We start from the raw sequence: 24127 nt of genomic DNA on the forward strand, positions 1-24127 counted from the left end.
ATTTATTTATTGATATAATAATTGTTTTCAGCGATTTTTTGAATTGCACTATCCTTGGCTCCAAGGTAACGGCGGGCTGCTACCACAGTACGTGTTTGGAAGTCGTCGTAATCTGGCGAATCTTTTAGCATACTGTTTATACGGACCAATCCTGCAGCGTGAATAAAGGTACCATTACCAATATAAAGGGCTACATGGGTTACCCGTGCGTTGGGATTATTGTTTTTACCTGCAGCAAAGAACAGTAAATCTGCTGGTTTAAGGTTTTTGAGTGCTTTGCTCGCATCGAAATGCCCCTCATTGTCCAGAATGTCTATCTTCTCGCCAGCCAGTACCTGTTGCGATGCATCTCTAGGGATGACAAAACCATTCATAAAGAAACTTGTCTTGGTAAAACCGCTACAATCGACTCCTTTAACGGATGTTCCTCCCCATAAGTAAGGCAGTCCTAACATCGTTTTTGCGCTTGCGATAATATTTTCGGCAGTAGGAGTTCGTGTATCCAACCAGTTTTTTAAGGTTAAACTTTCAGCTTTTTTAATATATCCTTTTCGGCCATCGGGATAAGCAATCGTATAAAAGTTGCCTTTCTGTCCTGTTAATTTTAAGATGTCGCCATAAACTAAATCCGATACCCGCTGGCTCTTCTCATCGGCTTCGGAATAGGATTTGCCAAATTCATTGGTGTAGATCAGCTTGTCCGCTTGCCTCCAGCTGTCAATTTCAGTTTTATCCATTACAGCTATTGAGGAGCTAGGTACCCATGCGATATACCCGTCGGGTGTCCGTACACGGTATTCACCACTTTTTTTCTGCAATAAATCTACTTGTGTGCCCAGTAAGACCTGACTTGTCAATTCTGCAGCATTATTCGGATCGGTACGCATGTTGGCAACCGAAAGTCTTATTACGCCGTTAGTTTTACCTTCGACACTTGCGTCAGGTAATAGTTGGATTTGGATATTAGCGGATATTTCTTTCGCTTTTTGTTCGAGTACGAACTTCGCATCTTTTTCAGTTGTCTCGAGGATATATTGATTTTGTGGGATATCCGCTTTTTGAATAGCCACAATTTTCGTTCTTCGATCAGGTGCAAATTCACGTTTTACGTTTTCTTGCAATTCTTTGATTTTGAAATATGTTGTGGAATCTGCCTGCTGTGCATGGCCATGACTTGTGCCAATAAGACTTGCACATGCTAAAATGGCGAATTTTAGTGTGTTTTTCATGCTGATTAGTTTGTTTCTAAAGATAGGATTAATTCACAATATAAATCAATGTTTATTGTCGATTTTTAAGTGATTTGAATATTGTGTTGCTAAAAAACGAATCTTTAGGCCTAATTTTAATTAATTTGTCTATTTGCTAAAACCATTTTGTATTATTGCTTATTGATAGCGAAATCAGCTTTTTTTTTGGTGACTCTCTGTTCGAAGATAAGTCGGTGAGCGATTGAGATCCTTTTTGGAACCAATAGGCATGCTAAAAAAGAATATTGTCAAGTTTTTGATAATTTGGGGTTCGGGTGATAATAGGGTAAAAAAAGAAGATATTCTTATTCCCGATTTCGTTGGATTGCAAGCGTAATTGTGTGGTTTTATCATGCAATTTTTACGATGATCCAATAAGAATTAGGAGCATCTTGGACTCCATCGTTATGGATGCATTATTCTACTCATGAGAATCAAAAAATAGTATATCCATGTTTGGACGGTAGGACGCTACTCAAATGAAACAGGGTGTTAAAAGATAAATAATTTACATATGAGTTCTAGACGTAATTTTATTAAGCAAGGTTTTATGGCTGCTACGGCTATAGGTACCTTGAGTGCATTCGATACAAAAGGGTTGACGATTGCATCTAGTGTCAAGGTGAAGAAATATCCTATCGTGATATCGACATGGGATTTTGGGATAGCGGCAAATAAAGCAGCATGGGAGATCTTGTCGAAAGGTGGGAAAGCTCTTGACGCTGTCGAGCAGGGTGTACGTGTACCTGAAGCGGATTTGGAGAATATGACTGTAGGTAAAGGGGGGTATCCGGATCGTGATGGACATGTGACCCTAGATGCCTGTATTATGGATGCTGATGGTAATTGTGGCGCTGTGGCTGGAATGGAAAAAATTGGTCATCCGATCTCCGTGGCCCGTCTGGTGATGGAGAAAACACCGCATGTCATGCTTGTTGGTGAAGGTGCATTGCAATTTGCATTGGAAAATGGTTTTCAAGAAGAGAATTTATTGACGCCAGAAGGGGAGAAAGCTTGGAAAGAATGGTTAAAGGAGAAGAAATACAAACCTGTCATTAATATTGAAAATAAAACTTTTGCTGCGGAGCGCTTACCCGGCAATCAATACAATCACGATACAATTGGTATGTTAGCCTTGGATGCCAACGGAAATATCTCTGGGGCCTGTACGACCAGCGGAATGGCATTTAAGATGCATGGCCGGGTAGGGGATAGTCCGATTATTGGGGCAGGACTCTATGTGGATAATGAAGTTGGTGGGGCTACCTCGACCGGTGTCGGTGAAGAGGTTATTCGAAATGTTGGTAGCTTTTTGGTAGTCGAATTAATGCGCCAGGGTTATTCGCCTGAAGATGCCTGCAAGGAAGCCGTGATGCGTATTGTGAAGAAAAAGCCCGCAATTGCCAAAGAGATACAAGTTGGATTTCTGGCGATCAATAAAAAAGGGGAGTATGGAGCTTATGCATTGCAAGAGGGATTCTCTTACGCCGTTTGCGACAGCAAACAGCAGGATCTATTGATCAAAGGAAAACACTATTATTAGTATTTAGATGAGATAGGAGATTTGAGACAAAGGATCAGGGACTGGAAAAAATATGACAGCAAGTATGCCAAGGGCTTATAAAAGCAAAGTCTAAATACTTACTACTCACTACGCACTATTAATTATAGAATACAGGTTTAGATAGAAGTATTAAATTTATTATTGATTATCTTTGTATAAGCGACGTTAGCGTGAGAAAAATGAGATAACAAGTATGCCAAGGGCTTAAAAATCAAAGGCTAAATACTCATTACTAAATACTATAAAAATATGAAAGCAACATTTGGAGGTGGATGTTTTTGGTGTACGGAAGTGATTTTCCAGAATACCGAGGGAGTGACATCCGTATTGCCTGGGTATATGGGAGGTCATATAGACCATCCTACTTATGAGCAGGTCTGTACAGGTACAACCGATCACGTAGAAGTGGTGGAGTTGGAGTATGATGATGAGTTGGTCAATTATGAGGATCTGTTGAAAATTTTCTTTAAGACACATAATCCGACAACATTGAACCGTCAGGGTAATGATGTGGGTACGCAGTATCGTTCTGTGGTCTTCTATCATAATGAAGAACAGGAGATCCTAGCGAAAAACTTTATTGATGAATTGGAAAACGAGGATATCTATGAAGATCCAATTGTAACAGCGGTAGAACCGGCATCAACATTTTGGCTTGCTGAAAATTATCATCATAATTATTTTAATGATCATCCTGAGAACCCATTTTGTTCAGTGGTCATTGCGCCGAAACTCCAAAAATTCCTAAAAGAATTTAAAGCCTAAAAGCTTTATATAGGAGCTTTGTGTCAAGCACAGCGAATTGATGGTGGACTGTTTATTGGAGGGGGAGGAGGATTGAAATAAGGCCTTGGTGACCCTTCTTTGAGAACTACCTGCGATCAATAATAATATAAAAAGGCTCGAATATCATATTCGAGCCTTTTCTTTATGCGGATTACTTATTGAAAAATGCTGTTAAAACATTTCCATTTGTCCTTTGTCATCAATTTGGATGTCGTCAGGATTAGTGATCTCTAATTTGATGTCATCTTCTTTTTTGTCATTGGATGCATCTGTTGCTGTTTCAGCTGTTGAAACCTCCGCCTTTGTCTCATCGGATTTTGTTTCTTCATCTACAGAAGCTACTTCTGTTTTTTTCTTTCCTTTCTCACTGAGATCCTCATCTACTGTAATTAAGGCTACAGATTGTACGGTATGGAAGGAAAGACGATTACCTTGCGCCTTTATGCCTTTGACATCAATGATTTCAGTCAATGGTTGTTCCAGCGTTTCCTCCGTTTGAGATTTGCCTTTTAGAATATCTAATTTGACTGTAGGTTCAGCCGCATTGCTCATTAGAACTAGTTTTGAACCGGGTTCTTCATTGATAAACGAAATGCGTTTACCAATAGGTTGGTCATCAAATTTAAAACGTTTGACGAAATAGGTGCCGCTCTTACCATCTTGATGTACTACGGTATAAACATGTTCCGGATAGAATTTCTCAATACGGATCATTTTCTCATCAAAGTGGTTGCTCAGGTCGAAGTTCGATAACTCGTAGCTGCCATCAGAAAGTACAACCAATATTTTATCATCACCATCAAATTCGCCTAAATATTGGCCACGTTCATCCGCATTTAAGCGTTTCATAATGGCGTCGTACCAAATTTTTCGTCCTGCGAGTGTTGAAATACCTGAGCTTTTAAAGGCGATTTTCTTGACCGGGTATTTGGAGACAATATTTCCTTGGGATGCACGACCTTTAATGGCAATTTCAGCGAAATCCATGTCGAAATTCAATTTCCGTAATTTCGTGTGCGGTTTGAGTTGTATATTGACAACTTCTGCTTCGCCGTTTGGATTAGCAGTGAAATATAAAACTTTAGATCCTTTAGATCCTTTGGATACGTCGTATTCCTTGTCGCGCGTAACGCCAACAACAGAAAAACGTTTGATATAACTTGTACCAGTTTCGCCTTCTTTATAGATGGCATTATATATGGTACGTTCGTCACCTTTTTTGAAGACCGCCACATGAATAATCCCTTTTCCAACAAATACTTTGTCTTGGATTTTGCTGACGACATATTTGCCATCTTCGCGGAATACAATGATATCGTCTATATCCGAGCAATCGCATACGAACTCATCTTTCTTCATTCCTGAACCGATGAAACCTTCTTCACGATTGACATATAGTTTGGCGTTAGCTAATGCAACTTGCGTTGCCTCAACCTTATCAAAGATGCGTAATTCTGTTTTGCGCTCACGATCTTTGCTGTATTTTTCACGCAGTTTTTCATACCAGGCAATAGCATATTCGGTCAACTGACGCAAATGACGCTTAACTTCTTTAATTTCATTTTCAAGCGTCTTCATCGTTTCGTCTGATTTTTTTACATCGAAACGTGTAATGCTGCTCATCGGTTTATCGATCAATTTCTTATAGTCTTCAGGAAGAATCTCACGATAAAACTGATCAAAGAATGGCTCAAACAAGCGATTTAAAACTTGCACTACAGTGTCAAAGTCACCGGCATTTTCATAATCGGCATGCTTATACATCCCTTCTTGGATGAATATCTTTAATAAGCTATTGAAGAATATTTTTTCTTGGAGGTCGTTTAGACGGATCTCCAGTTCTAACTTCAATAGATTTTTAGTGTTTTTGGTGTTCTCAATCAAGATATCATTGACACTCATAAAATGAGGTTTCTCATCCTTGATGACACAGGTGTTTGGCGAAATGGAAACCTCACAGGCTGTGAATGCATACAGTGCATCGATTGTAACATCAGGAGATATTCCCGGTGCTAAATGCACGATGATTTCAACATTTCCAGCTGTGTTGTCTTCGATTTTCTTGATTTTGATTTTACCTTTTTCATTCGCCGTGACGACACTTTCGATGAGCCCGCCTGTGGTGGTACCAAAAGGGATCTCGGTAATTGCCAAAGTCTTTTTATCTCGCTCCTCGATTTTAGCACGCACACGGATTTTTCCACCACGTTGTCCTTCGTTATAGTTGGATACATCGGCCATACCTCCTGTCGGAAAATCGGGAAGGATATTCGGGCGTTCGCCGTTGAGTACCTGAATTGAGCCGTCAATGAGTTCAATAAAGTTGTGCGGCATAATCTTGGTCGCTAAACCTACAGCAATACCTTCTGCTCCCTGGGCCAGAAGCAATGGGAATTTAACAGGTAAAGTGACTGGCTCACGGTTACGTCCATCGTAACTCTGTTGCCATTCCGTCGTTTCGGGATTGAAGACAACTTCATTCGCAAATTTAGAAAGTCGTCCCTCAATATAACGTGGTGCTGCCGCCGAATCACCAGTAATGGGGAACCCCCAGTTACCTTGACAGTCAATCAATAGATCTTTTTGTCCCAGTTGTACCATGGCATCTCCAATGGAAGCATCTCCATGGGGGTGGTACTTCATGGTATTACCAATAACATTGGCGGCCTTATTATATCGTCCGTCATCCATTTCCTTTAGGGAATGAAGGATACGGCGTTGCACGGGTTTCAAGCCGTCATTTATATGGGGTACAGCTCTATCCAAGATAACATAGGACGCATAATCCAAAAACCAGTTCTCGTACAGTCCAGATAAAGGTATTGTCTGACTTCCGCCCTCTGTTTTTCCTGATCCTAATTCTTCTTGATTATCTTCCGTTGGGAAGTTTGTTTCGTCACTCATTTACTCAGCAATAGATTAAATTGTACAATACAGAAATGTTCAAAATTTTATTTTATTCGAACGTGTAAAAATACAAAACCATTTTGTTTTATCCCAGTGAAACTATGAAAAGTTAAAAAAATTAGTTTTTAAAGCTAACATAATTAGTTTGATCTGTTCTGTTCAATCAGGTCATACCAAAAACAACGGATATCCCAATGGTCAAAATGAAACTCTTCGGTGACCTGAAAACCCACTTTTTCCAATACATGTCGTGATCCTTTGTTTTCGGTATGGGTGATGGCATGAAGTTCGAAATGAGTCAGATGCTCATGATAATACTGCATACAGGCTAATGCCGCTTCAGTAGCATATCCTTTGCCCCAGGATTCTAGCCTGAAACGATAGCCGAGATCCAGAAATCCGATACGTCCATTCTCCAATTCATCAATATATTTAAATCCTGTCCAACCGATCCATTGATTGCTAGATTTTTCAATGACTCCCAGCCGGCCAATACCATATTTTTCATATTGTTGCTGAATGAGAGCAATCACTTTTTCCATTTCTTCAATGGATTGAACTGGCTCTTTATTGAGAAAGGTATGTACATCAGTCTGCGAATCCATTGCAAAAAAATAGTCCTTATCGTCCATGTTTATCGGACGGATGATTAGACGTTCGGTTTCTAATGTCGGCAGGTATTTTTCCATCTTACACGTTTAAGGTTTTACTGGGGCTTAAAGCCACAGTTTATCGATATCTTTTTTTAATATTTTTTCCTTCATTTCTTCTTCAAAATCACCAAAATGTTCTTTTTTGACAGATTTACTGATCCGACCTTCTTCGAGTACCAAGATCTCATCACAGGTATCTTTTAATGTGGAAAATATATGCGATGAGATCAAGATGGTTTTGTTCATGGCTTTTAGGCGCAGTATAATTTCGGTTAGGATAATACTGCTTTGTAGATCTATTCCGTTAAAAGGTTCATCCAGAATGTAAAAACTGTTGTCCTGGAGCAGGGTTGCAGTTAGTGCCAGTTTCTTTTTCATCCCTGTAGAATAGGAACTTGCATACTCTTTTAATGGTAGTTCGAAGATATTTCTGTCATCGAGGTTTTTAATACTTTTCCCACGGGCGTCAGTAAGGAGGTAGATATACTCTTCGCCCGTCAGTTTTGACAAGAAATAGGGATCTGATGTAAGGTAGCCCAGATGGTTCTTAAGTGGTTGTAGGTTTGCGCTGATTTTTCCTAAGGCTGTTTCCAAACCTGCTATACAACGAAATAATGTTGTTTTTCCAGCACCGTTTTCGCCTACGATACCGTAGACCTTTCCATCCTCAAAAGTAAAGGTGACCTCATGCAAGACCTGATGCTGGCCAAAGGATTTACTGATATGAATAAGTTCGATCATAAATAGTTCTTTAAATTTTTGATGGCTTTAAAGTAATAGAATGGTAATAGTGCCAATATCAGCGGATAGAAGCTGAAACATAATGCCAGTGCAAAGCCCTCCGGAAAATTGATCTCTCGCGGATAAGCGACATATTTTAATGTAATAGCAAAGGGGAGCAGGAATAGTATGCCACCCAAAACAATTAATGCGTTAAACCATCCAGATGAAAAGATAAAGGCGTATGTCAAGAGGAGTGGGAGGGTAAATAAAAGGCATTGCAATACTCCTCGTCTAAATTTATGCAGAAGGAATCTGGTCGGTGTTTCTCGGCTGTTCCAAAGATAAAATACCGGTTCTGGTAACTGATAATAAAACATAGAGGTCAGTGCTATAGCAGCTATACAAAATAGAACGAGGTTAGGGTTCGTTACATAGAAACCGATTGCTGCCAGAAAATATAAAACGAGAATCAGCAGGTAGCTCTTACGGAACCCGATAATAAATTCAAAAGGTTTTTTTGCGAATGGAGTTGGGACGGATTTACCAAAAGTTTTAAAAACCAGAAAAGCAAATATAACAGCCAGCACAATTAGCGCGACGTTATATAGCCATAGTCCTCGAAATATAAAAATAGCAATGGTTGGTAAAATCACAATGCCATTTTCCAGTAGTCTGATCGTGTAAAAATCCTTTTTACTAAAGGTATTTTTTAGAAAATCGTTCCTATTTTTTTCGGTCAGGAGAAAGAGTAGCTGGAAGTTGCTCAGCAGTAAGGCATAGCTCCCAAAAACAGGATACTGGAGCAAAAGGTAATAGGCAAGATAACAGACCCCCAGTAACAAAAGTGGCGCAATCGCTATGGGAAGGCCGGTCGCCTTAAAATGGCGTGTCAACAATTTATATTGAAGCTTTAAATAATTGTTTATCATTTGCTATCTGTTTATAAATAGTCATACCTATATCAAAAACTAAGATTTTCTTTGCCAATTTAGCATATAGAGTAAAGCGATCACTAGTACCACGGCATTTGCATACATAATTTGCGGAATGCGGAGGATGACATCAGCATAATATAATCCAGCGAGGAGCGCCCCAAGACCAATTCCCGCTTCGAGCGAAATATACATGGTTGCGACCGCTTTGCCGCGATGTTCAGGGATACTCAGGTCAATAGTCCAGGCATTAACTGCGGGGGATAATATACCCGTGCCAATACCGTAGATGCTCGCTCCAATCATCATACCGATAAAGCTATCCCCAAAACCAATCACCACCAAAGCAACGGCAATAATCACTATGCCTGTAATAATAACTTTTGGTCTCCCATAGCGATCGGAAACCTTTCCCGAAACAAAGCGTATCATGACGGATGCGATTGTAAATGCCAGGAAAAAAAGGCCTTTATTTTTAAGTCCTAGATGTTCACTCCAATCTGGAATAAGGGTCAGGATTACACCGTATGCCGTATAGGATAGAAATGTAACTATTCCAGCAGGAAGTGCACGCCATTCAATGATATCCTTTCGGTCTATTTTGAGCATGGAAAGGTTGAATTTTTCCTTTTTGACCAAAGTTTCCTTCATATTGATGACGATAAGGATTGATAATAAAGCCATGAAGGAAGAGGAGTAGAACATGACATTAATCCCAAAAGCGTCAAAAATAGCGCTTCCTATTGCTGGGCCTACTGCAGTGCCGACACTGAATGCAAGTCCATGCATTCCCAAGGCTTCGCCCCATCTTTTTTGAGGAACAAGATCCGCAACATAAGCTGAGGTGGATGTAGGTTTAAAACCGGTAGAGAAACCGTGGATCAACCGAAGAAACAGAAAGCCCGCGACGGAAGTTAAGATCGGATAAAGAAAACCACAGATAAAACAGACGATGGATCCGATGGCCATGACGGGTACACGGCCCCAGCGATCGGTCAGTTTACCACTGAAAGGTCTTGAAATTCCGGCAGTCAATGTAAATAGTGCGATGATCAGCCCCTTGTATTCCGCTCCACCCAAACTACTCAAGTAATTAGGGAGCTCTGGAATAATCATATTGAAACTCGAGGAGAATAGGAGTGAGCTCAGGCAGAGTAAAATAAATTGAAGCGTATAGATGGATTTCTGTTCAGATGGCATTTTAAAACAATTGTCGTGCATGAATAATTCCTCAAGTATGCGATACCGTGGAAGATACCTGTACTTTTTGAAGAGTAGTTCAAATGTACAGCTTTTGAAACGATTAAACTTTTTCTTTTGTTCGAAATTTTTAAAAACCTTTCAATGATAACATAAAAATAATCCTCCAAAAATCCAGTTGAGGCAAATTTGTATATTTGGTCTTAGCTGGTGATGGAAACCTCTTTTATTGGGCGAACTTTAAGAAAACTCCAATTAATCGTATGTCAAAAGAAACAAGAAATCCAGGGGTCTATTTTGAGATTCCCGTACTGAATATGGACCGCGCTGTTCGTTTTTACAGCGCGCTATTTTCCTTCTCCTTTGATCAGGAAGAGTTTGATGGAATTCAGATGGCTTATTTCCCTTTTAAGGAAAAGCTATCGGGGATTACTGGTGCGCTGGCCAAAGGAGAAATTTATCAGCCTATGCATCAGGGGATACTGCTTTATTTGCATACCGAAGATCTGGAAGAGACTTTAAGAAAAGCAGAAAACACGGGTGCAAAGGTATTATACCCTGCGACCTTTCATAAAGATCTAGGCTTTGCAGTCGCTGAGATTGAAGACTCCGAAGGAAACCGGATCGGACTTCATCAAAGGTTATAGGGCTCCTTTGAAAATAAATTCGTTAAACCAGTTGTTGTCGGGCAACCTCACTGCAAAATATCGTTGTTGCCACGGCAACATTCAGCGATTCCGCTTGGCCGATGCGGGGGATGGTCACCGCTTGATCTATTAAGGCTATTACTTCTGCACTGATGCCATTGCCTTCATTTCCCATGACAATCAACCCTTCTGAACTCCATTCGGTCTGGTAAATGGATTGCCCATTGAGCAGTGCGCCATAGACCGGTAGGTCTGTTGAAGAGATAAATTCATGCAGGTCTACATAATGAACCTGTATTCTTGCCAATGAGCCCATTGTCGCCTGCACAACTTTTGGATTATAAGCGTCTACTGTGCCAATAGAGCAAATGATATGTTTGATCCCAAACCATTCCGCTGTGCGAATGATGGTTCCCAAATTACCCGGATCTTGTACATCATCCAATACGATATTGTAGCAATTTCTTAGATCACTTACTTCGATCTGTTGTTGTTTCGGAAGCTTGACCAGGGCAAGGACACCCTGAGGAGATTTTAGGGTACTAATCTTTTGGAATTCAGCCTCCGTCAGTTCATGGGATTTTATATTATGCGAGATTTTACCCACTTTTGTGTTTGCGTCGTCTGTATAGAAAATAGACTCAACCTGGTAGCTCGATGAGATAAATTCCTTGACGGATTTTATGCCCTCAACGATAAATAAGCCATGTTGTTTTCTATACTTTTTGTTTTGTAGAGACGTTATTAGACTGATTTGCGCTTTTGACAACATTTTTATTGATGATTAAGTACCCTCGTTTTATCGGATTTGCAAGTATAATGCTTTTGACGCTATTTTTGGCATCTTGCCGATCTTCAAAATATATAGATGACGACCAGGCCTTGGTTACAAAAATACAGATTTCCGGCATTTCACCAGCATTGAAAGAGTCTTCCGAAACTTATATATCTAATCAGATAAAACCTAATTCGCGTGTAAATCTATTTATTTACAATACCTTCAATACAAAAAAAGGACGCTATAAGACCAAGAAAATTCGAAATGTTGGCGAACCACCCCATTTGCTTGACTCAGCAATGGTCGACCTTTCCGCCAACCAGATCAGACGTTTTTTGTTTACCAAGGGATATTTTAATGCCAAAGTCAGTCCCGAGATTACGGTTAACAAAAAAAGAGCGCATATCAATTTTAACGTTGATGAAGGAAATGCATATCAAATTAGGAACATAGAACGTAAATTTGAAGATGGGGATGTTAAATGGTTATTTGATCGGGATATCCTGCCAAAAACTAAAGTTAAACCCAGTACGCAATATGATGCCGCCAAATTGCTGGAAGAACGGGAAAAGTTATATGTTGTTATGCGCAACAATGGGTATTATGACTACTTGAGGCAATATATGCGTGTCGGTATTGACTCGACATTGAGAGGAAACTTGATCGATTTAAAAATAAATGTAGAAAATCCCAGTGATTCAACGATACATAAAAAGTATCAAATTGATAGTGTATATATGACTATTAGGAATTATGGGGCAATGTCAAAGAAACCACCTCGCCGTATCACTGATTCTGCAAAACGACTTCTTTTTATAGATGAAACAAATAGCTTTCGTTGGAAACCTTTGGAAAGGTATATGTACCTACGATCGGGGAATTATTATTCGTTGTCCGAAGAAAATAAGTCTTATGATCGGCTTTACGAGATGAACGGCTTTCGGTCTGTGAAAGTACAGTTTGTAAAAAAAGATTCCAATAAACTCGATGTTCACTATGATTTCGTCCCGCGACCACGAATGGGCAACCAGATCGAAGGAGAGTATACTTTTAGTTCGGGGATGAGTGGTTTTAATATTGGAAATACATTTTCACAGCGTAATATTTTTGGTGGTTCTGAGCAATTGGAGGTAAAGCTGCGGTATGGTGTGCTATTTGATCCTCGTTTGGCAGGAGGGCTTTCCAGTAAGATATTCAACAATGATTTTCAGGCAGGTGTCAATTTAGTGATCCCAAGACTCATGGTGCCTTTCCATATTAATCCGGGCGGGAAATTTGGTTTACCAAAAACAACATATTCGATGACTCTTCAGTTGTTTGATCAGGACCGTACTTATTCCAACCGTTATTTTATTACTTCGCTGAATTACTCCTGGTATGAAACAGAGAATAAATATCATAGTTTTACCCCGATAGTATTGGAATATCGGGATGGGAGGTTAGATTCAAATTTTCGAAAAAATCTCGAACAGGAGGGGTATCAATTGTATGTACGTAGTAATGACCGTCAATATTTCGGATTGGGAACGCAATACACCTTTATTCTGAACGGAAAAAAGCTGACGAGCAAGGAAGATTTTCAATATTTCCGTGGAACAGTAGATGTCAGCGGTAATGTGTTGGATTTGATCAGTAGTATTGCTAAACTACCGGCAAATGCCGATGGTGAGAAAAAAATCTTTGGAGTACCGTTCTTGCAGTATGCGAAAACCGAATTTGATTATCGTTTGTACCGTAACCTTGGCGGAAATAGACAATTTGTCTTCCGCTTTAATCCGGGGATCGCAATTCCGTATGGTAACAATTCGAAGTTACTGATATTTGAAAAGAGTTTTTATAGTGGTGGGATGAATGGCATACGGGCTTGGCAAGCACGAACCCTAGGGCCTGGCGCATACAATAGGCAAAATTTGAGCGAAGATCTTCGTCTGAATCTAAGGAATTTAGATCAGTTGGGAGAGATTAAATTGGAGGCTAATGCTGAGTATAGATTTCGCATCTTAAATAATTTTTTGGGGGCCAAGATGAACGGAGCAACGTTCGTTGATATGGGGAATGTTTGGCGGCTAAAAAAAGATGACGATTTAAATCCTGGCGGCGAATTTAAATTCAACAAGTTTTTGGGACAGGTAGCCATTGGTACCGGTTTTGGACTACGCTTTGATTCAGATTACTTTGTGATCCGTTTGGATGCAGGCTTAAAGGTAAAAGACCCACAGTTTTCAGGAAGCAATCAATGGGTCATCAAGAATTTCTTTGATTCAAAAGAATTTAAGGAGCAATATTATCAGACCCATAAACCGGACCGTTATAATTTTATACAGTACAATTTTGGGATCGGTATGCCGTTCTAGTAAACAATAATTTTTATAAGCAGCTCAGTAAGTGGCTTAGATTACGACTTTGATGTACTGATATTGAATGCTAGCCCTAGCCTAAGAGATTCTTTAGACTGGAGAAAATTGACTCAAAGATCTTGCTTAAATCTAATCCTTGTGAGTGATTGAATATAAAGAAAACAATTGCCAGCGCAATGGCTGTCATGATTACTTTTTTAAACATGTAGGCGATACCTAATACAATAGCAGGGATGATCAAAAACATCAATCCACTGATGGCAAAGGGAGAAAGCCCATTATCAGTCTTATAAATGTAAAACAGGCGACCTTTAGATTTCTCTTGGTTTTTGTGATTAAAAAATACAAAGGTAGACGATTCGATTTTTTGATTTGGAACAGCTACACCATCGTGAAATTGGAGTGCCTGAGAGAAACCGTTAATGGTAAACATGTAGTTTCCATTGATAGTCTCATTGGTATTGCCTATTGAATCCAAAGCGATAACCGCAAGTTTTCCGTTTTTGGAAAGATTCTCTTTTATGACAAAATCTTGGATATTTTGCTGCTGAGCACTTGCCCAGAAAGGTATCAGTAATAGAAAAAATATAACCTTCTTCATCTTATTATTTACATTTTAATTTTAACCCCACTGTAGCAACAGTTTTGACTGATTTCCTTATGCTCAGATCTACAGAAGAGATAAGTTAATGTTAGACTTATCGAAACTGATCTTGTCAAAATGAGAATGCAATTTTAGGAATTTTAATCTTCTTTTGGAAATTTTAAATTATTCGGGGCTGATTCTAATCGAAAACTTCAATGTCAAAAAGTCTATATTGATAAATTCCTGTTGTGATTGGACGGGGGATATCAATATAGTTTTTCTTTAATTCATTTTCTTGATATAGATCCCATTCTTTCGTATTCGTAAAGGAAGTTCCCTCAGGTACTATATTGTTTTGGGCTCCCTTTATGGTAGGAAGTTCAATAAGTGGTATAAAATCTATTTTGTCCATTAACTTCATTCGTGGTGAATCTCATATACCCAGTCTTTTGGGAGGACTTGCCTACTAAGGTACAATGTAGGGAGAAATAGTGACGAAGTAATTATTGTTTATGGTTGGTATAATCCTGAGGTTGCTTTCGTTCCTCATATTTAAACTTTTTTTATCAACCAATAAAGTTACCCGTTGTATTTTTTGCTTTGTTTTTTCTTCTTTTGCCCCACCAGATTAAAAAACCAGTGATGGGCAGTGTTGTACTGATGAGTCCGGCTACAAAGGTTGAGAGCTTTCCAATCTGACCAAACCATTGTCCCATATGAAGCTGCCATATCCAATTTTCTACCTTGTTGTGCATGTGCTCTTCTTTTTTTATCAGATGAGAAGAGCCGGTATATTTGTCAAAGTAATAAGTATGATTGTTTTCGTCACTTTTCAAGCCAGCACGGTCTGCTACATTGAAAGCAAATACACCTGACTTTTTGTAATCATATACCCAATACTTGATCACTTTTTTTTGTGGTTGAGCTACAAATAGTTGATCCATTAGTGGGAAAGCATCTATAAAATCTTTGGTCCTATCCGCTTTTGGGAGATCACGATGCCAATCGACAGAAGTAGCCCCAAGAGATTTCATAGTCAGGTTCATCATGGGTTGAAAGAAAATAATTAATCCGGTCATACCGAGAATGAAACACAAAATCAGAGAGTAGAAACCAAAAACATTATGGATGTCATAGTTAAATCGCTTGAATTTGGCTTTCCATCGTACGGTAAAGCTGGCTTTTCGGGTGGTTTTGGTCCAACGTCTCGGCCACCAAAGGATCAGCCCCGTTATTGTGCTAACGACGAAGATGATCGTGGATACAATGACAATCCATCCTCCTATTGATCCTAATTTCATATGGGCATGCAGATGTGCCATGATAAAGAAAAAATGAATTGTCTTATCGTATTTCAGGATTTCACCTGTATAAGGATTCATGTAGATCATGGATAGACGGATATTTTTGGGGTCGAAACCGTTGATCACTACACTACGGTCAGGAGCATTGTAATAAAGCACATAGGATGGCAAGATCCCGGGTACTTCTTTTTTCTGTATTTCTAGTAACTGTTCTAATGTTAACTTTTTTCCTGTGTTTGGTGTAATATACTTTGCCGATCCTGCGGAAGCTTCAATGATCTCATCCGAATACACGATAATGGTGCCTGTAAGGCATACAAAAACCACAATCAAGCCCGATACCACACTTGGCCAGAGGTGTAACCAACTGGTCAAGCGTAATAAGGTGCTTTTCTTCTTTTCTTTTTTCTTATAAGCTTTCATAGAAATTTAAAATCTATAAGATACAGTTCCCAAGATGGTTCTTGTAGGTTGTGCATACAACCAGAAATTGGTGGTCATATAATGTACATTTGTTAGGTTGTTACCTTTTAAACTTACCCTGAACTGATCTCTTTCGTAAAAAACATTGGCATCCAACAAAAAGTAGCCTGGCATTTTAAAGGTATTGAAATCGTCTCCATAAAAGCCATCGGAATAGTTACCGCCGATCCCCAGTCCAAATCCTTTCAGACCTCCAGATTGAATGCTGTAGCTCGTCCAGAAATTGCCTACGTTGAATGGGGTACCTTGAGGTCTATTGCCTATGGTTTTTTCATCACCTTCGGTAAATTTGGAGTCGTTATAACCGTATCCCAAGATCAGGTGGAAGCCCGCAAATGGATTAGCCGTAAGATCAAACTCGAATCCACGACTTAGTCGCTTGCCGTTCTGAACAGTGGATGTTTTGCCGTTTTCTGCGACAACAGAGAAAGGAACATTCTTTACGTTAATACTATAGTAGGAGGCATTACCATGTAGCTTTTTATTAAAGAGTTCGTATTTAAAACCGAATTCATATTGATTGGCCTCCTGTGGCTTGATCGTTGCAGCATTGAATTGCACACTCTCGATCATTAAATAGCCGTTGTTGAAACCGTTGGTATAATTTCCAAATAATGAAATCTGATCAGAAAGAACTTCATAGACAGCTCCAAATTTTGGCGAGAAATAAGTTTCTTCAAAATCAGATACTAAATTTTTATAGCGGTCCATACGCAGTCCAGCATTCAGGTGAAGCCGATTATTCAGGCTGAACACATTTGAGAGGTATACACCATAAGTCTGAAATTTTGTGTTGATTTCGCTTTCAGCCGCAGAACCAAACATTGTCTCGACTTTGGACATATTAATTGTAGGTGTGGTTCCAAAGCGGTCTACCTTGTCATAAAAATTCAGCATTTTACGCGTCGTGAGATACTTGTCGTTGTTGTAGTCTACACCGATCAATATTTTATTTCTCCAGTTTTCGCCTGTATAGGTGCCAACAAAATTTTGTTGTAAGCTGGTGGAGACAAAATGGCTTGGGATACGCATAATTCTTCGCCCAATGGTATCTTGTGTCAAGGGAACTACAAATAGATAATCAGATTTATTCGATGTGTTTGCACTGGATACAACAGTCTGCGAATTCCAATGATCGGATATTTTATAGTCTGCTGTGGCTAGCATATTCAATACATTGGATTTCATGATCAGATCGTTGGAAGAGAATGATTTCTTGACATCCCAGTTGAAATCCTTCAAGCTATTGAATCCTTTAGGAAGATAGCCTACGGCAATCATGTTACGCTCGTTCTGACTTAATTCAGCTTCGATATTTAAGGTTAACCTATCGTTGACTAGAAAGCGGAGGGCAGGGGCAATGAAAGTGGTATTGTCTAACCCAAAATCCTGGAAGGTTTTGCCGCGTTGAAAGGCTCCGTTCACACGGAATAACACGGTTTTACTATCATTGACAGGGGTATTAAAATCAAGGGTCAATCGGCTTAGATCATAGGCGCCGTAGCTCAAGCTTACATCACCAAAAGTGTATGGCTTGGGTTTCTTGGTCACCAAATTGATCATTCCACCATAAGAGATCTCTGTGCTACTACCAAATAATGTGCCCGCAGGCCCTTTAATGACCTCGATAGCTTCTATATTAGCTAGGTCAGCCATTGTCGTTGTACTGGTCCGATAGCCATTTCGTAATGAGCCTGCCCCCGTGGAAAAACCACGCATCCGCGCTATTACAGTGAACCCGCCTGCACCTAAGCCATTCGTTACATTGGCAATACCAGGTGCTGCCAGCAACGCACCTTTCATATCAGTCACTGAACGTTCCTTGAGCAATTCGCTAGGGATAATATTATAAGTCTGTGAGGTTTCTAGGTTTTTCTGTTCGACCTTACCTACCGTGTTGGTTTGCTTTTCGGCAAATTTCATTGAAGCACTGACGGTAATCTCATCCAAAAGGTGATGTTTATTTCCGATATAGACAGTATATTGTTTTAAACCATTGAAAGATAGCTTTTCTTCATAACTCTCGTTGTTGTAACGAATCAATAAAGTGTAAGGTTTGAATTCTGTAAATTCTAATTCCACCCGACCGTTTTTGTCTGTTACTAATTCTTGATTGTTTTCCATTACCTTTACTGAAGCAGTAGGGACGGGGTTATACGAAAAGTCGAGGATACGTACAAGGACCTTGCTGGATTGCGCCTGGGACAACTGAGCGAAGACAACAAATAGAAATGTAATATAGTAGGATTTATTCATTTGTATTTAGATTAATTATTAACAACGGCAAAATTATTCCTAATTTCACACAGTTTTCTACGAAATATGGATTTGAAAACCTACGATTTTGATACCTTAAGAGAAATTGCATATGAAACCACTAAAGGAACGATATAATCTCAAGTATTTGCGGAATAAGCAAAAAATGGTGTATCAGGAAAACGATTTCAGCGAATGCTTTTTCAAGGTAAATTTTTATAATATTCCTATTCAGGAACGTTTTATTATTAATGATGACTTTATCATCATTAATTCTTCGGCTGAAGTTGGTCATCCTGTTACTGTGCCTGTCTTGTTGGAAGACGGCGTGTTTAAAGTACAGTTTGAACTGGAGGGGTATTCAAAGTATACCGATGACGATACTACGATTGAAATTCAAGAGGACTGCTTCAATCTGTTTTATCTGCCCCGCGTCAATGGCAAGCTGCATTATAAAAAGAACCGCAAATGTATTGACATCATGTTTGACAAAGCCTGGTTTGAACGAGAGGTATTCCGAAAGTTTCCAGGTTATGCCGCATTCGTTGAACATCTCAAAAGTGATAAGTCAGCTCTTCTGTTTCGTGATGCGCTACCAATTAGGACGGATATTAAACAACTGTTATATAGTCTTTTGAATTGCAATCTGCATAGCGATTTAAAATCAAGCTTTTATAGGATCAAGATCGACGAGTTATTATTGTTAATATTATCCTGTCTGGAACAGTATCAACTGACTGTGCCTAAAGTTACGAGTCTTTCAAATGATGAGAAGATCATACTGGTTAAAAACTGGATTGTGCAGCAAGAAATCGGGAATATTCGGTTGAAAGAAGTTGAGGAATTATTTAATGTGTCAATAAAAGTGCTCAATGCAGGCTTCCAAAAATACGAGGGGTGTACTATCGCACAATATCTCCGTAAAATACAGATGGAAAAAGCATTCACCCTATTGAAAGACATGGGTTATAGTGTGAATGAGGTTGCTAAACTGTTACGGTATAGCTACCCACAGCATTTTACGACGGCTTTTACTAACTATTTTGGCTATTCACCCAAAGAGCTGAAGAATAGTTGAGCTGTATCTGTTTTGTTTTAATAAAATTTCCTCGAACTTCAATCGGACAAGTTGTTCCTTTGGCGATAACCTTATTAATAGCTAATCACACCACCAATCCATAATTTCATTGGCAAATGATTCCGCATCTATCTCATGGTTGAAAAAGCCATATCTTACAAGAAGATCGCTCGCGATAATCGCTTGATTTTCGTTCTATCAGCCCTCTCTTATAAGTGTTTTATAAATTATGGGCCAATGGATCAAATTCATCCAATGGTGCACTAGGTATTAAGTTCCAGAACTTAATGATTTTTCTGATAAGTTTAATTTGACTGTTATATTGGTTTTGCAGAAATTTCTTGTTCATATCTCGGATACTCAAATTAACAGACTAAAATGTTGTGAAGAATGATAGCTTTTATTTTTGCAATAAATCTTCGATCAGCTGCAGTTTTACAGTTTCCAGAATTCCTTTTGGATCATCAATAACTATTTTGCCAAAAATGTCCTTTTTTATGGAAGCACTGTTTCCGTTGTTGTCGCTGGCTTCATAATTCCCAAATATGTCCTTTCTGACCGAAATACGACTTCCGTTGTTATCTTCAATTGTTTTACCGCCCAATATATCCGTTCTGATGGTTGTACGTTTCCCGTTATTACTTTCAATTGTGAGATTTCCTAAAATATCCTTTGATACCCTGCTGGTATTTCCTTGGTTGTCACTAATTTCTAAGCCACCAATGGCATTTTTAGACACCGTCGAGCGGTTGCCATCTGCATGACGGATATCTAAACCGCCGAAGATATTTTTTGAAACAGTCGTAAGATTTCCGTTGCTGTCGCGGATTTCCAAATTATTGAGGCTATTTATAGATACAGTGGATGGACTCCTGTCTCTACTGGGAATATCAAAGTCACCACTTCCATTTTTTCTGACTGTTGTCTCCTTTCCGTCGTCGTATTTTACAACGATATTGCCGGAAAAATCTTGTTTTATAGCTGTTTTAAGTCCGCTTTTATCTGTTTTTGTATATCCGTCCCAATGACTTTTGCTGTATTTGACGCTATTACTCCACTTATCCGAAACTGTTAATTCGCCCCAGCTGTCCGTTTTTATTTTAATGGAGTTTTTATCTAAGCCATCTGAAATGGCCAATTGTGTGATGTACTTTCTGATATTTTCGGGAAGCGTATCCGTTAATTGCTTAGAATAATTTTTATCGGGTGAAAGACCAGCTTTTACTGTCATTGTTGCAGAGAAGAACAATACAAAACTAAATAGGGGATATATGCGTATCATATGGCTGTGATTTAAGTTTAATATACGATTTTTTGATTAAAAAATAAAAGGGAGATTTGCACCGCTTAAGTTCAGTAGATAAACGTGAAGCCTTTTTAAAGGATGTATTTTCTTCGTTCTGTAAAATACAATTATTGTCCCTTAAGTACAAATGAAAGGTTATTGTTGTGTTTAAATTTCCTATATTTAAGCATCAGAGAAAAGAATTTATAATACGTTAAGAAAAAATGTTTAAGCATTTAAAATACATAGACGGTACATCAGATAAATTTTGGGAAATACAAACAACTGGTGCAATACATACGGTTACCTATGGTCGAAATGGAACGGCGGGACAAAGTAAAAGTAAAACCTTCGATTCGGAGGAAGCCTGTCTAAAGGATGCCGAAAAACTAATTGCTGAGAAGACAAAAAAAGGTTATTCTGAAGATGGTACTGTTGATTCAGATAGTAAGGACAAGGGATCAGCTGTTCGACAGCCAACGGCTGCCAGCCAGCGAAAAGAAGAGGCGGTAGCAGCAATGAAGTTGCTTATCAAAGAGGCAAGGATGGAAGATATCATCCCTTTTCTGGAGGAATATTCCAGTGGCAATCTCGAAATTTTAAAAAAAGAAATTCGTGCAGCCAAGCGATATTGGGTCGATTACAGTGATCTCTCCAAAGATCCTGAATTTAAAAATAAGGCGCAGTACAATTGGGGGACACGGGGTACGAAGGAGCAGCAGCGTACGGTAAAATTACTAGCTCTCGCCACATTTTCTGGCTCGGATGCCGGTAATTGGGATATTTTTCATGAACTTTTGAACCAGGCCCGGAGTAAGGAGGTGATACAGATCCTTGCCTATGCCAAGCCCAATTGGCTGGGCGAATATTTATTACAGTTAGTTCGTAAAAATGAGTGGCAGCAGATTAATTACGACAATCTCCGTTTTTTGGAGCAAATGGGACATGTTGATTTTGAACCGGAGCTTTATGCAAGTTCAATTTCTGGTTTTAATAATTATGAATCAAAAAGGTTTTTTGAGCTTCTGACAACAGATGAATTGACGGTCCAACGGGATATCCCTTTGGTATTTGCTTATGAAACGGGCATTCACAGCACGTATTGGAATTATAATTATCAGAACACGGTCAATGAACTGTTATGGGATAAGGTATTTGATACGTTGTTGGAAAACGGAAAAATTGATCCGAAACTCATCATTACTGGAGCGCTCGAAGCTCAAACCAAAAATTGGAATAATAATCTAAAAAGCTATTTCAGAAAGCTTATTGAACGGATGAAGCTTTCCGAGAATACAGTGATTGAACATCAGCAACTGTTCTTTCCCTTATTGCATGCTGAACATAGCGCTGTGATCAATTTTGTGGTCGATTATCTAAAACCATTCTTCTCGCATAGTGATTTCCAGTTACAGGAATTTTTAGATTGGGCCGAACCTATCTTTATGCGGACTGATATTAAGTCAAGTCTTAAAACTCTTTTGATTCAATTTGATAAGCTATTGAAGCAAAAACCGGAATGGCGGGAACGATTTGTTTCGCTAACGTCGGATATCTTTATGATCTCGGATTTGCAGTTACAGGAAAGGGCGGCGAAGTTTATCTTAAAAAATCAGATAGAGCCTTCAGAAGAACTTTCCGGTAAGCTTCAGTTATATAAAGCCCAAATGATGGGTACAGTGGCTGTTGACCTGAAGCATCTTTTGCAAGAAGATGGATATTCTGAAGATGAAATCCTAGCAGAGCTTAATGGTCAATCTTCAGAGCAATATATTTATCATCCAACAGAAGTTCGTTGCCTGAACGAAGCTTATGAATACCCAAAGACCTGGAACGAGTTATTTTTCAAGGTGGGGGAGGTAATCGGAGGCTCTGACCCGATTCAGGTGGAGATCCTAATGAATGCATGGGTGCAACAAACGGCTGTGTTTCCAGCAGACTATCAGATACAGCTGGAACCTTACATTAAACAACTGACAGGAGCCTATCGTGAATCTTCCTGGTACAATCATTTCTCAGGGACCTTCATTAATATGTATTATAAACCCACTGTCGTATATAAAGATAAGGATCGGTATCACAATTACTCCAAATGGGTCAGTCTGATGGGGAGCCAATTGGAACTATTGCAACGTTATCGGATTGATGGTATCCGCCTGCCGCTTTTGAGTTTACCGACACATAAGCCATTTTGGATCGCACCGAGCGTTCTCGTTGAGCGTATTTTGGCTTATGAGGAGGCAGGAGTGAAGATCAATTTATTGGATTTGTCCATAGCCCTGAGCCGTACTGTCCGTGAAGATCTGGAAGGAATTGAAGCCCTGATAAAACAAATAAAGGAACAGCAGGTACAGGATGTGATCAGCTATGCTCTGGGGCTGGATCCGATGAAGGTTCAGCAGCAATCCTGGCTTAAAAATTTATTGTCTTCCAAAGATTCCGATCAGGTCAATTGGATTGGTGTATGGGCTACCGCGGCGCGCACGCATCATCGGGATACCCATTTTGAAGAATTTGCCAAGGAGCCTTTAGCGGATATTCCTTTTGCTGCACAGCCATTCCGTCCGGCATTGAAAATAGAACCAACCTATTATAACGGTTATAACTACACAACTAGAAAATCGGAACAGGTATATAACGGTGATAAGCTGACCTATCATTTCCCGTCTTACAAACAGGGGGCTGAGGCCTTTTTGTATCACAAAGATATTTTCAACCGTGGGAATGATACTTTACTGTCTTATTATTTGTATAGGGCTGATGTCCCCTACATGCATAGTTTGATGCCGCAGAATACGGAAAGTCTTTCCCTATTTTTAACGATGGGGCTGAATAGTAAGAGTGATATTGGCGGAAAATCTTCAGCAGCTTACCTACAGGAGATGCTGTACGACTTTTTCCGTTTTGATCAGCAGTCCAATCTATACCTGGCAACTTCACTCTTTAATAAAGAGAAGGAGGTGCGTGCGATGGCTGTTGAAGTCATTCTGGCTGCAGTTAATGAAAATAGATTGGACACCACTGTATTAGGTGAACAATTGGGAATGCTGCTGAGCAATGGTTACGGCCCGATCGGTCGTTGTGTTGAAGTGCTGGAACAATGCCGCGATATATCTTCGAAGCATAACAATGCTTTATTGCAGCTATTGGATGTGGCTTTTGCGCATTACAACATTGCTGAAAAAATGCCGACCAATTTTAAGAAAATCATCGAATATTATTACGATTTGATGAACAAGGAGCAACATCATTTTCCAGATGATCTTCAACAGGTTTTTGAGAAACTGGAAATTTATAAGAGTCTACAACCTATTTTGAAAAAAATAAGAAAATAACAA

The 24127-nt window shown here is 39.3% G+C and carries 18 protein-coding genes; 6 read left to right on the forward strand and 12 right to left on the reverse strand.

Translation table 11 applies throughout. The features are described from left to right. Positions 1-2: 2 nt before the first annotated feature. A complete protein-coding gene (locus OGI71_RS00420) occupies positions 3-1229 on the reverse strand; it encodes an NlpC/P60 family protein (protein WP_282253364.1) in 1227 nt (408 codons plus the stop codon). A gap of 535 nt (positions 1230-1764) precedes the next feature. Here OGI71_RS00420 and OGI71_RS00425 point away from each other — a divergent pair. Continuing rightward, positions 1765-2793, forward strand: a complete 1029-nt coding sequence (locus OGI71_RS00425) for a N(4)-(beta-N-acetylglucosaminyl)-L-asparaginase (RefSeq protein WP_282253365.1) — start codon at positions 1765-1767, stop codon at positions 2791-2793. Positions 2794-3063: 270 nt separating this feature from the next. Then, a complete protein-coding gene (msrA, locus tag OGI71_RS00430) occupies positions 3064-3579 on the forward strand; it encodes a peptide-methionine (S)-S-oxide reductase MsrA (RefSeq protein WP_282253366.1) in 516 nt (171 codons plus the stop codon). 192 nt (positions 3580-3771) lie between these two features. Here msrA and OGI71_RS00435 read toward each other — a convergent pair whose 3' ends face one another. From OGI71_RS00435 to OGI71_RS00455, 5 genes are all read right to left on the reverse strand, one after another. Then, positions 3772-6504 carry a DNA gyrase/topoisomerase IV subunit A gene (locus OGI71_RS00435; RefSeq protein WP_282253367.1) on the reverse strand — a complete coding sequence of 911 codons (2733 nt, stop codon included), beginning with the start codon at positions 6502-6504 and terminating at the stop codon, positions 3772-3774. 143 nt (positions 6505-6647) lie between these two features. Next, positions 6648-7196, reverse strand: a complete 549-nt coding sequence (locus tag OGI71_RS00440; protein ID WP_282253368.1) for a GNAT family N-acetyltransferase — start codon at positions 7194-7196, stop codon at positions 6648-6650. 27 nt (positions 7197-7223) lie between these two features. Then, the gene (locus OGI71_RS00445; RefSeq protein WP_282253369.1) at positions 7224-7901 is read right to left on the reverse strand and encodes an ATP-binding cassette domain-containing protein; all 678 of its coding nucleotides are present in this window, start codon (positions 7899-7901) and stop codon (positions 7224-7226) included. Continuing rightward, complete coding sequence (locus OGI71_RS00450) at positions 7898-8812, reverse strand: hypothetical protein (protein WP_282253370.1); 915 nt, start codon at positions 8810-8812, stop codon at positions 7898-7900. Before OGI71_RS00450 ends, OGI71_RS00445 begins: the two co-directional genes overlap by 4 nt. Positions 8813-8851: 39 nt before the next feature. Then, the gene (locus OGI71_RS00455) at positions 8852-10015 is read right to left on the reverse strand and encodes an MFS transporter (RefSeq protein WP_282253371.1); all 1164 of its coding nucleotides are present in this window, start codon (positions 10013-10015) and stop codon (positions 8852-8854) included. A 263-nt stretch (positions 10016-10278) separates the two neighbouring features. Between OGI71_RS00455 and OGI71_RS00460 the strand changes: the two genes are divergently transcribed. After that, positions 10279-10662, forward strand: a complete 384-nt coding sequence (locus tag OGI71_RS00460) for a VOC family protein (protein WP_282253372.1) — start codon at positions 10279-10281, stop codon at positions 10660-10662. A 22-nt stretch (positions 10663-10684) separates the two neighbouring features. On the opposite strand, the gene OGI71_RS00465 is transcribed toward OGI71_RS00460, so the two are convergent. Continuing rightward, entirely contained in the window at positions 10685-11434 is a 750-nt protein-coding gene (locus OGI71_RS00465) for an RNA methyltransferase (protein WP_282253373.1), read from the reverse strand. Positions 11435-11442: 8 nt separating this feature from the next. Here OGI71_RS00465 and OGI71_RS00470 point away from each other — a divergent pair, with 8 nt between their 5' ends. Next, complete coding sequence (locus OGI71_RS00470) at positions 11443-13794, forward strand: BamA/TamA family outer membrane protein (protein ID WP_282253374.1); 2352 nt, start codon at positions 11443-11445, stop codon at positions 13792-13794. Between the two features lie 76 nt (positions 13795-13870). Here the strand turns inward: OGI71_RS00470 and OGI71_RS00475 are convergent, their stop codons facing one another. The 4 genes from OGI71_RS00475 to OGI71_RS00490 all read right to left on the reverse strand — a co-directional run bounded on the left by OGI71_RS00475 (position 13871) and on the right by OGI71_RS00490 (position 18426). Beyond that, positions 13871-14398 carry a hypothetical protein gene (locus tag OGI71_RS00475; protein ID WP_282253375.1) on the reverse strand — a complete coding sequence of 176 codons (528 nt, stop codon included), beginning with the start codon at positions 14396-14398 and terminating at the stop codon, positions 13871-13873. A gap of 184 nt (positions 14399-14582) precedes the next feature. Beyond that, positions 14583-14795 (reverse strand): hypothetical protein, encoded by a 213-nt coding sequence (locus tag OGI71_RS00480; protein ID WP_282253376.1) that lies wholly within the window; start codon positions 14793-14795, stop codon positions 14583-14585. Positions 14796-14949: 154 nt separating this feature from the next. Then, positions 14950-16110, reverse strand: coding sequence for a PepSY-associated TM helix domain-containing protein (locus OGI71_RS00485; protein WP_282253377.1), 1161 nt, complete (start codon positions 16108-16110; stop codon positions 14950-14952). Between the two features lie 6 nt (positions 16111-16116). After that, complete coding sequence (locus OGI71_RS00490; RefSeq protein ID WP_282253378.1) at positions 16117-18426, reverse strand: TonB-dependent siderophore receptor; 2310 nt, start codon at positions 18424-18426, stop codon at positions 16117-16119. Positions 18427-18538: 112 nt separating this feature from the next. On the opposite strand from OGI71_RS00490, the gene OGI71_RS00495 reads away from it, so the two are divergent. Further along, positions 18539-19504, forward strand: coding sequence for an AraC family transcriptional regulator (locus OGI71_RS00495; protein WP_282253379.1), 966 nt, complete (start codon positions 18539-18541; stop codon positions 19502-19504). 400 nt (positions 19505-19904) lie between these two features. Here the strand turns inward: OGI71_RS00495 and OGI71_RS00500 are convergent, their stop codons facing one another. Next, complete coding sequence (locus OGI71_RS00500) at positions 19905-20786, reverse strand: hypothetical protein (protein ID WP_282253380.1); 882 nt, start codon at positions 20784-20786, stop codon at positions 19905-19907. A 227-nt stretch (positions 20787-21013) separates the two neighbouring features. Between OGI71_RS00500 and OGI71_RS00505 the strand changes: the two genes are divergently transcribed. Continuing rightward, the gene (locus OGI71_RS00505) at positions 21014-24124 is read left to right on the forward strand and encodes a DUF6493 family protein (protein ID WP_282253381.1); all 3111 of its coding nucleotides are present in this window, start codon (positions 21014-21016) and stop codon (positions 24122-24124) included. Positions 24125-24127 lie beyond the last annotated feature (3 nt).

This window comes from Sphingobacterium sp. ML3W (genome assembly GCF_029542085.1).
Lineage (GTDB): Bacteria > Bacteroidota > Bacteroidia > Sphingobacteriales > Sphingobacteriaceae > Sphingobacterium.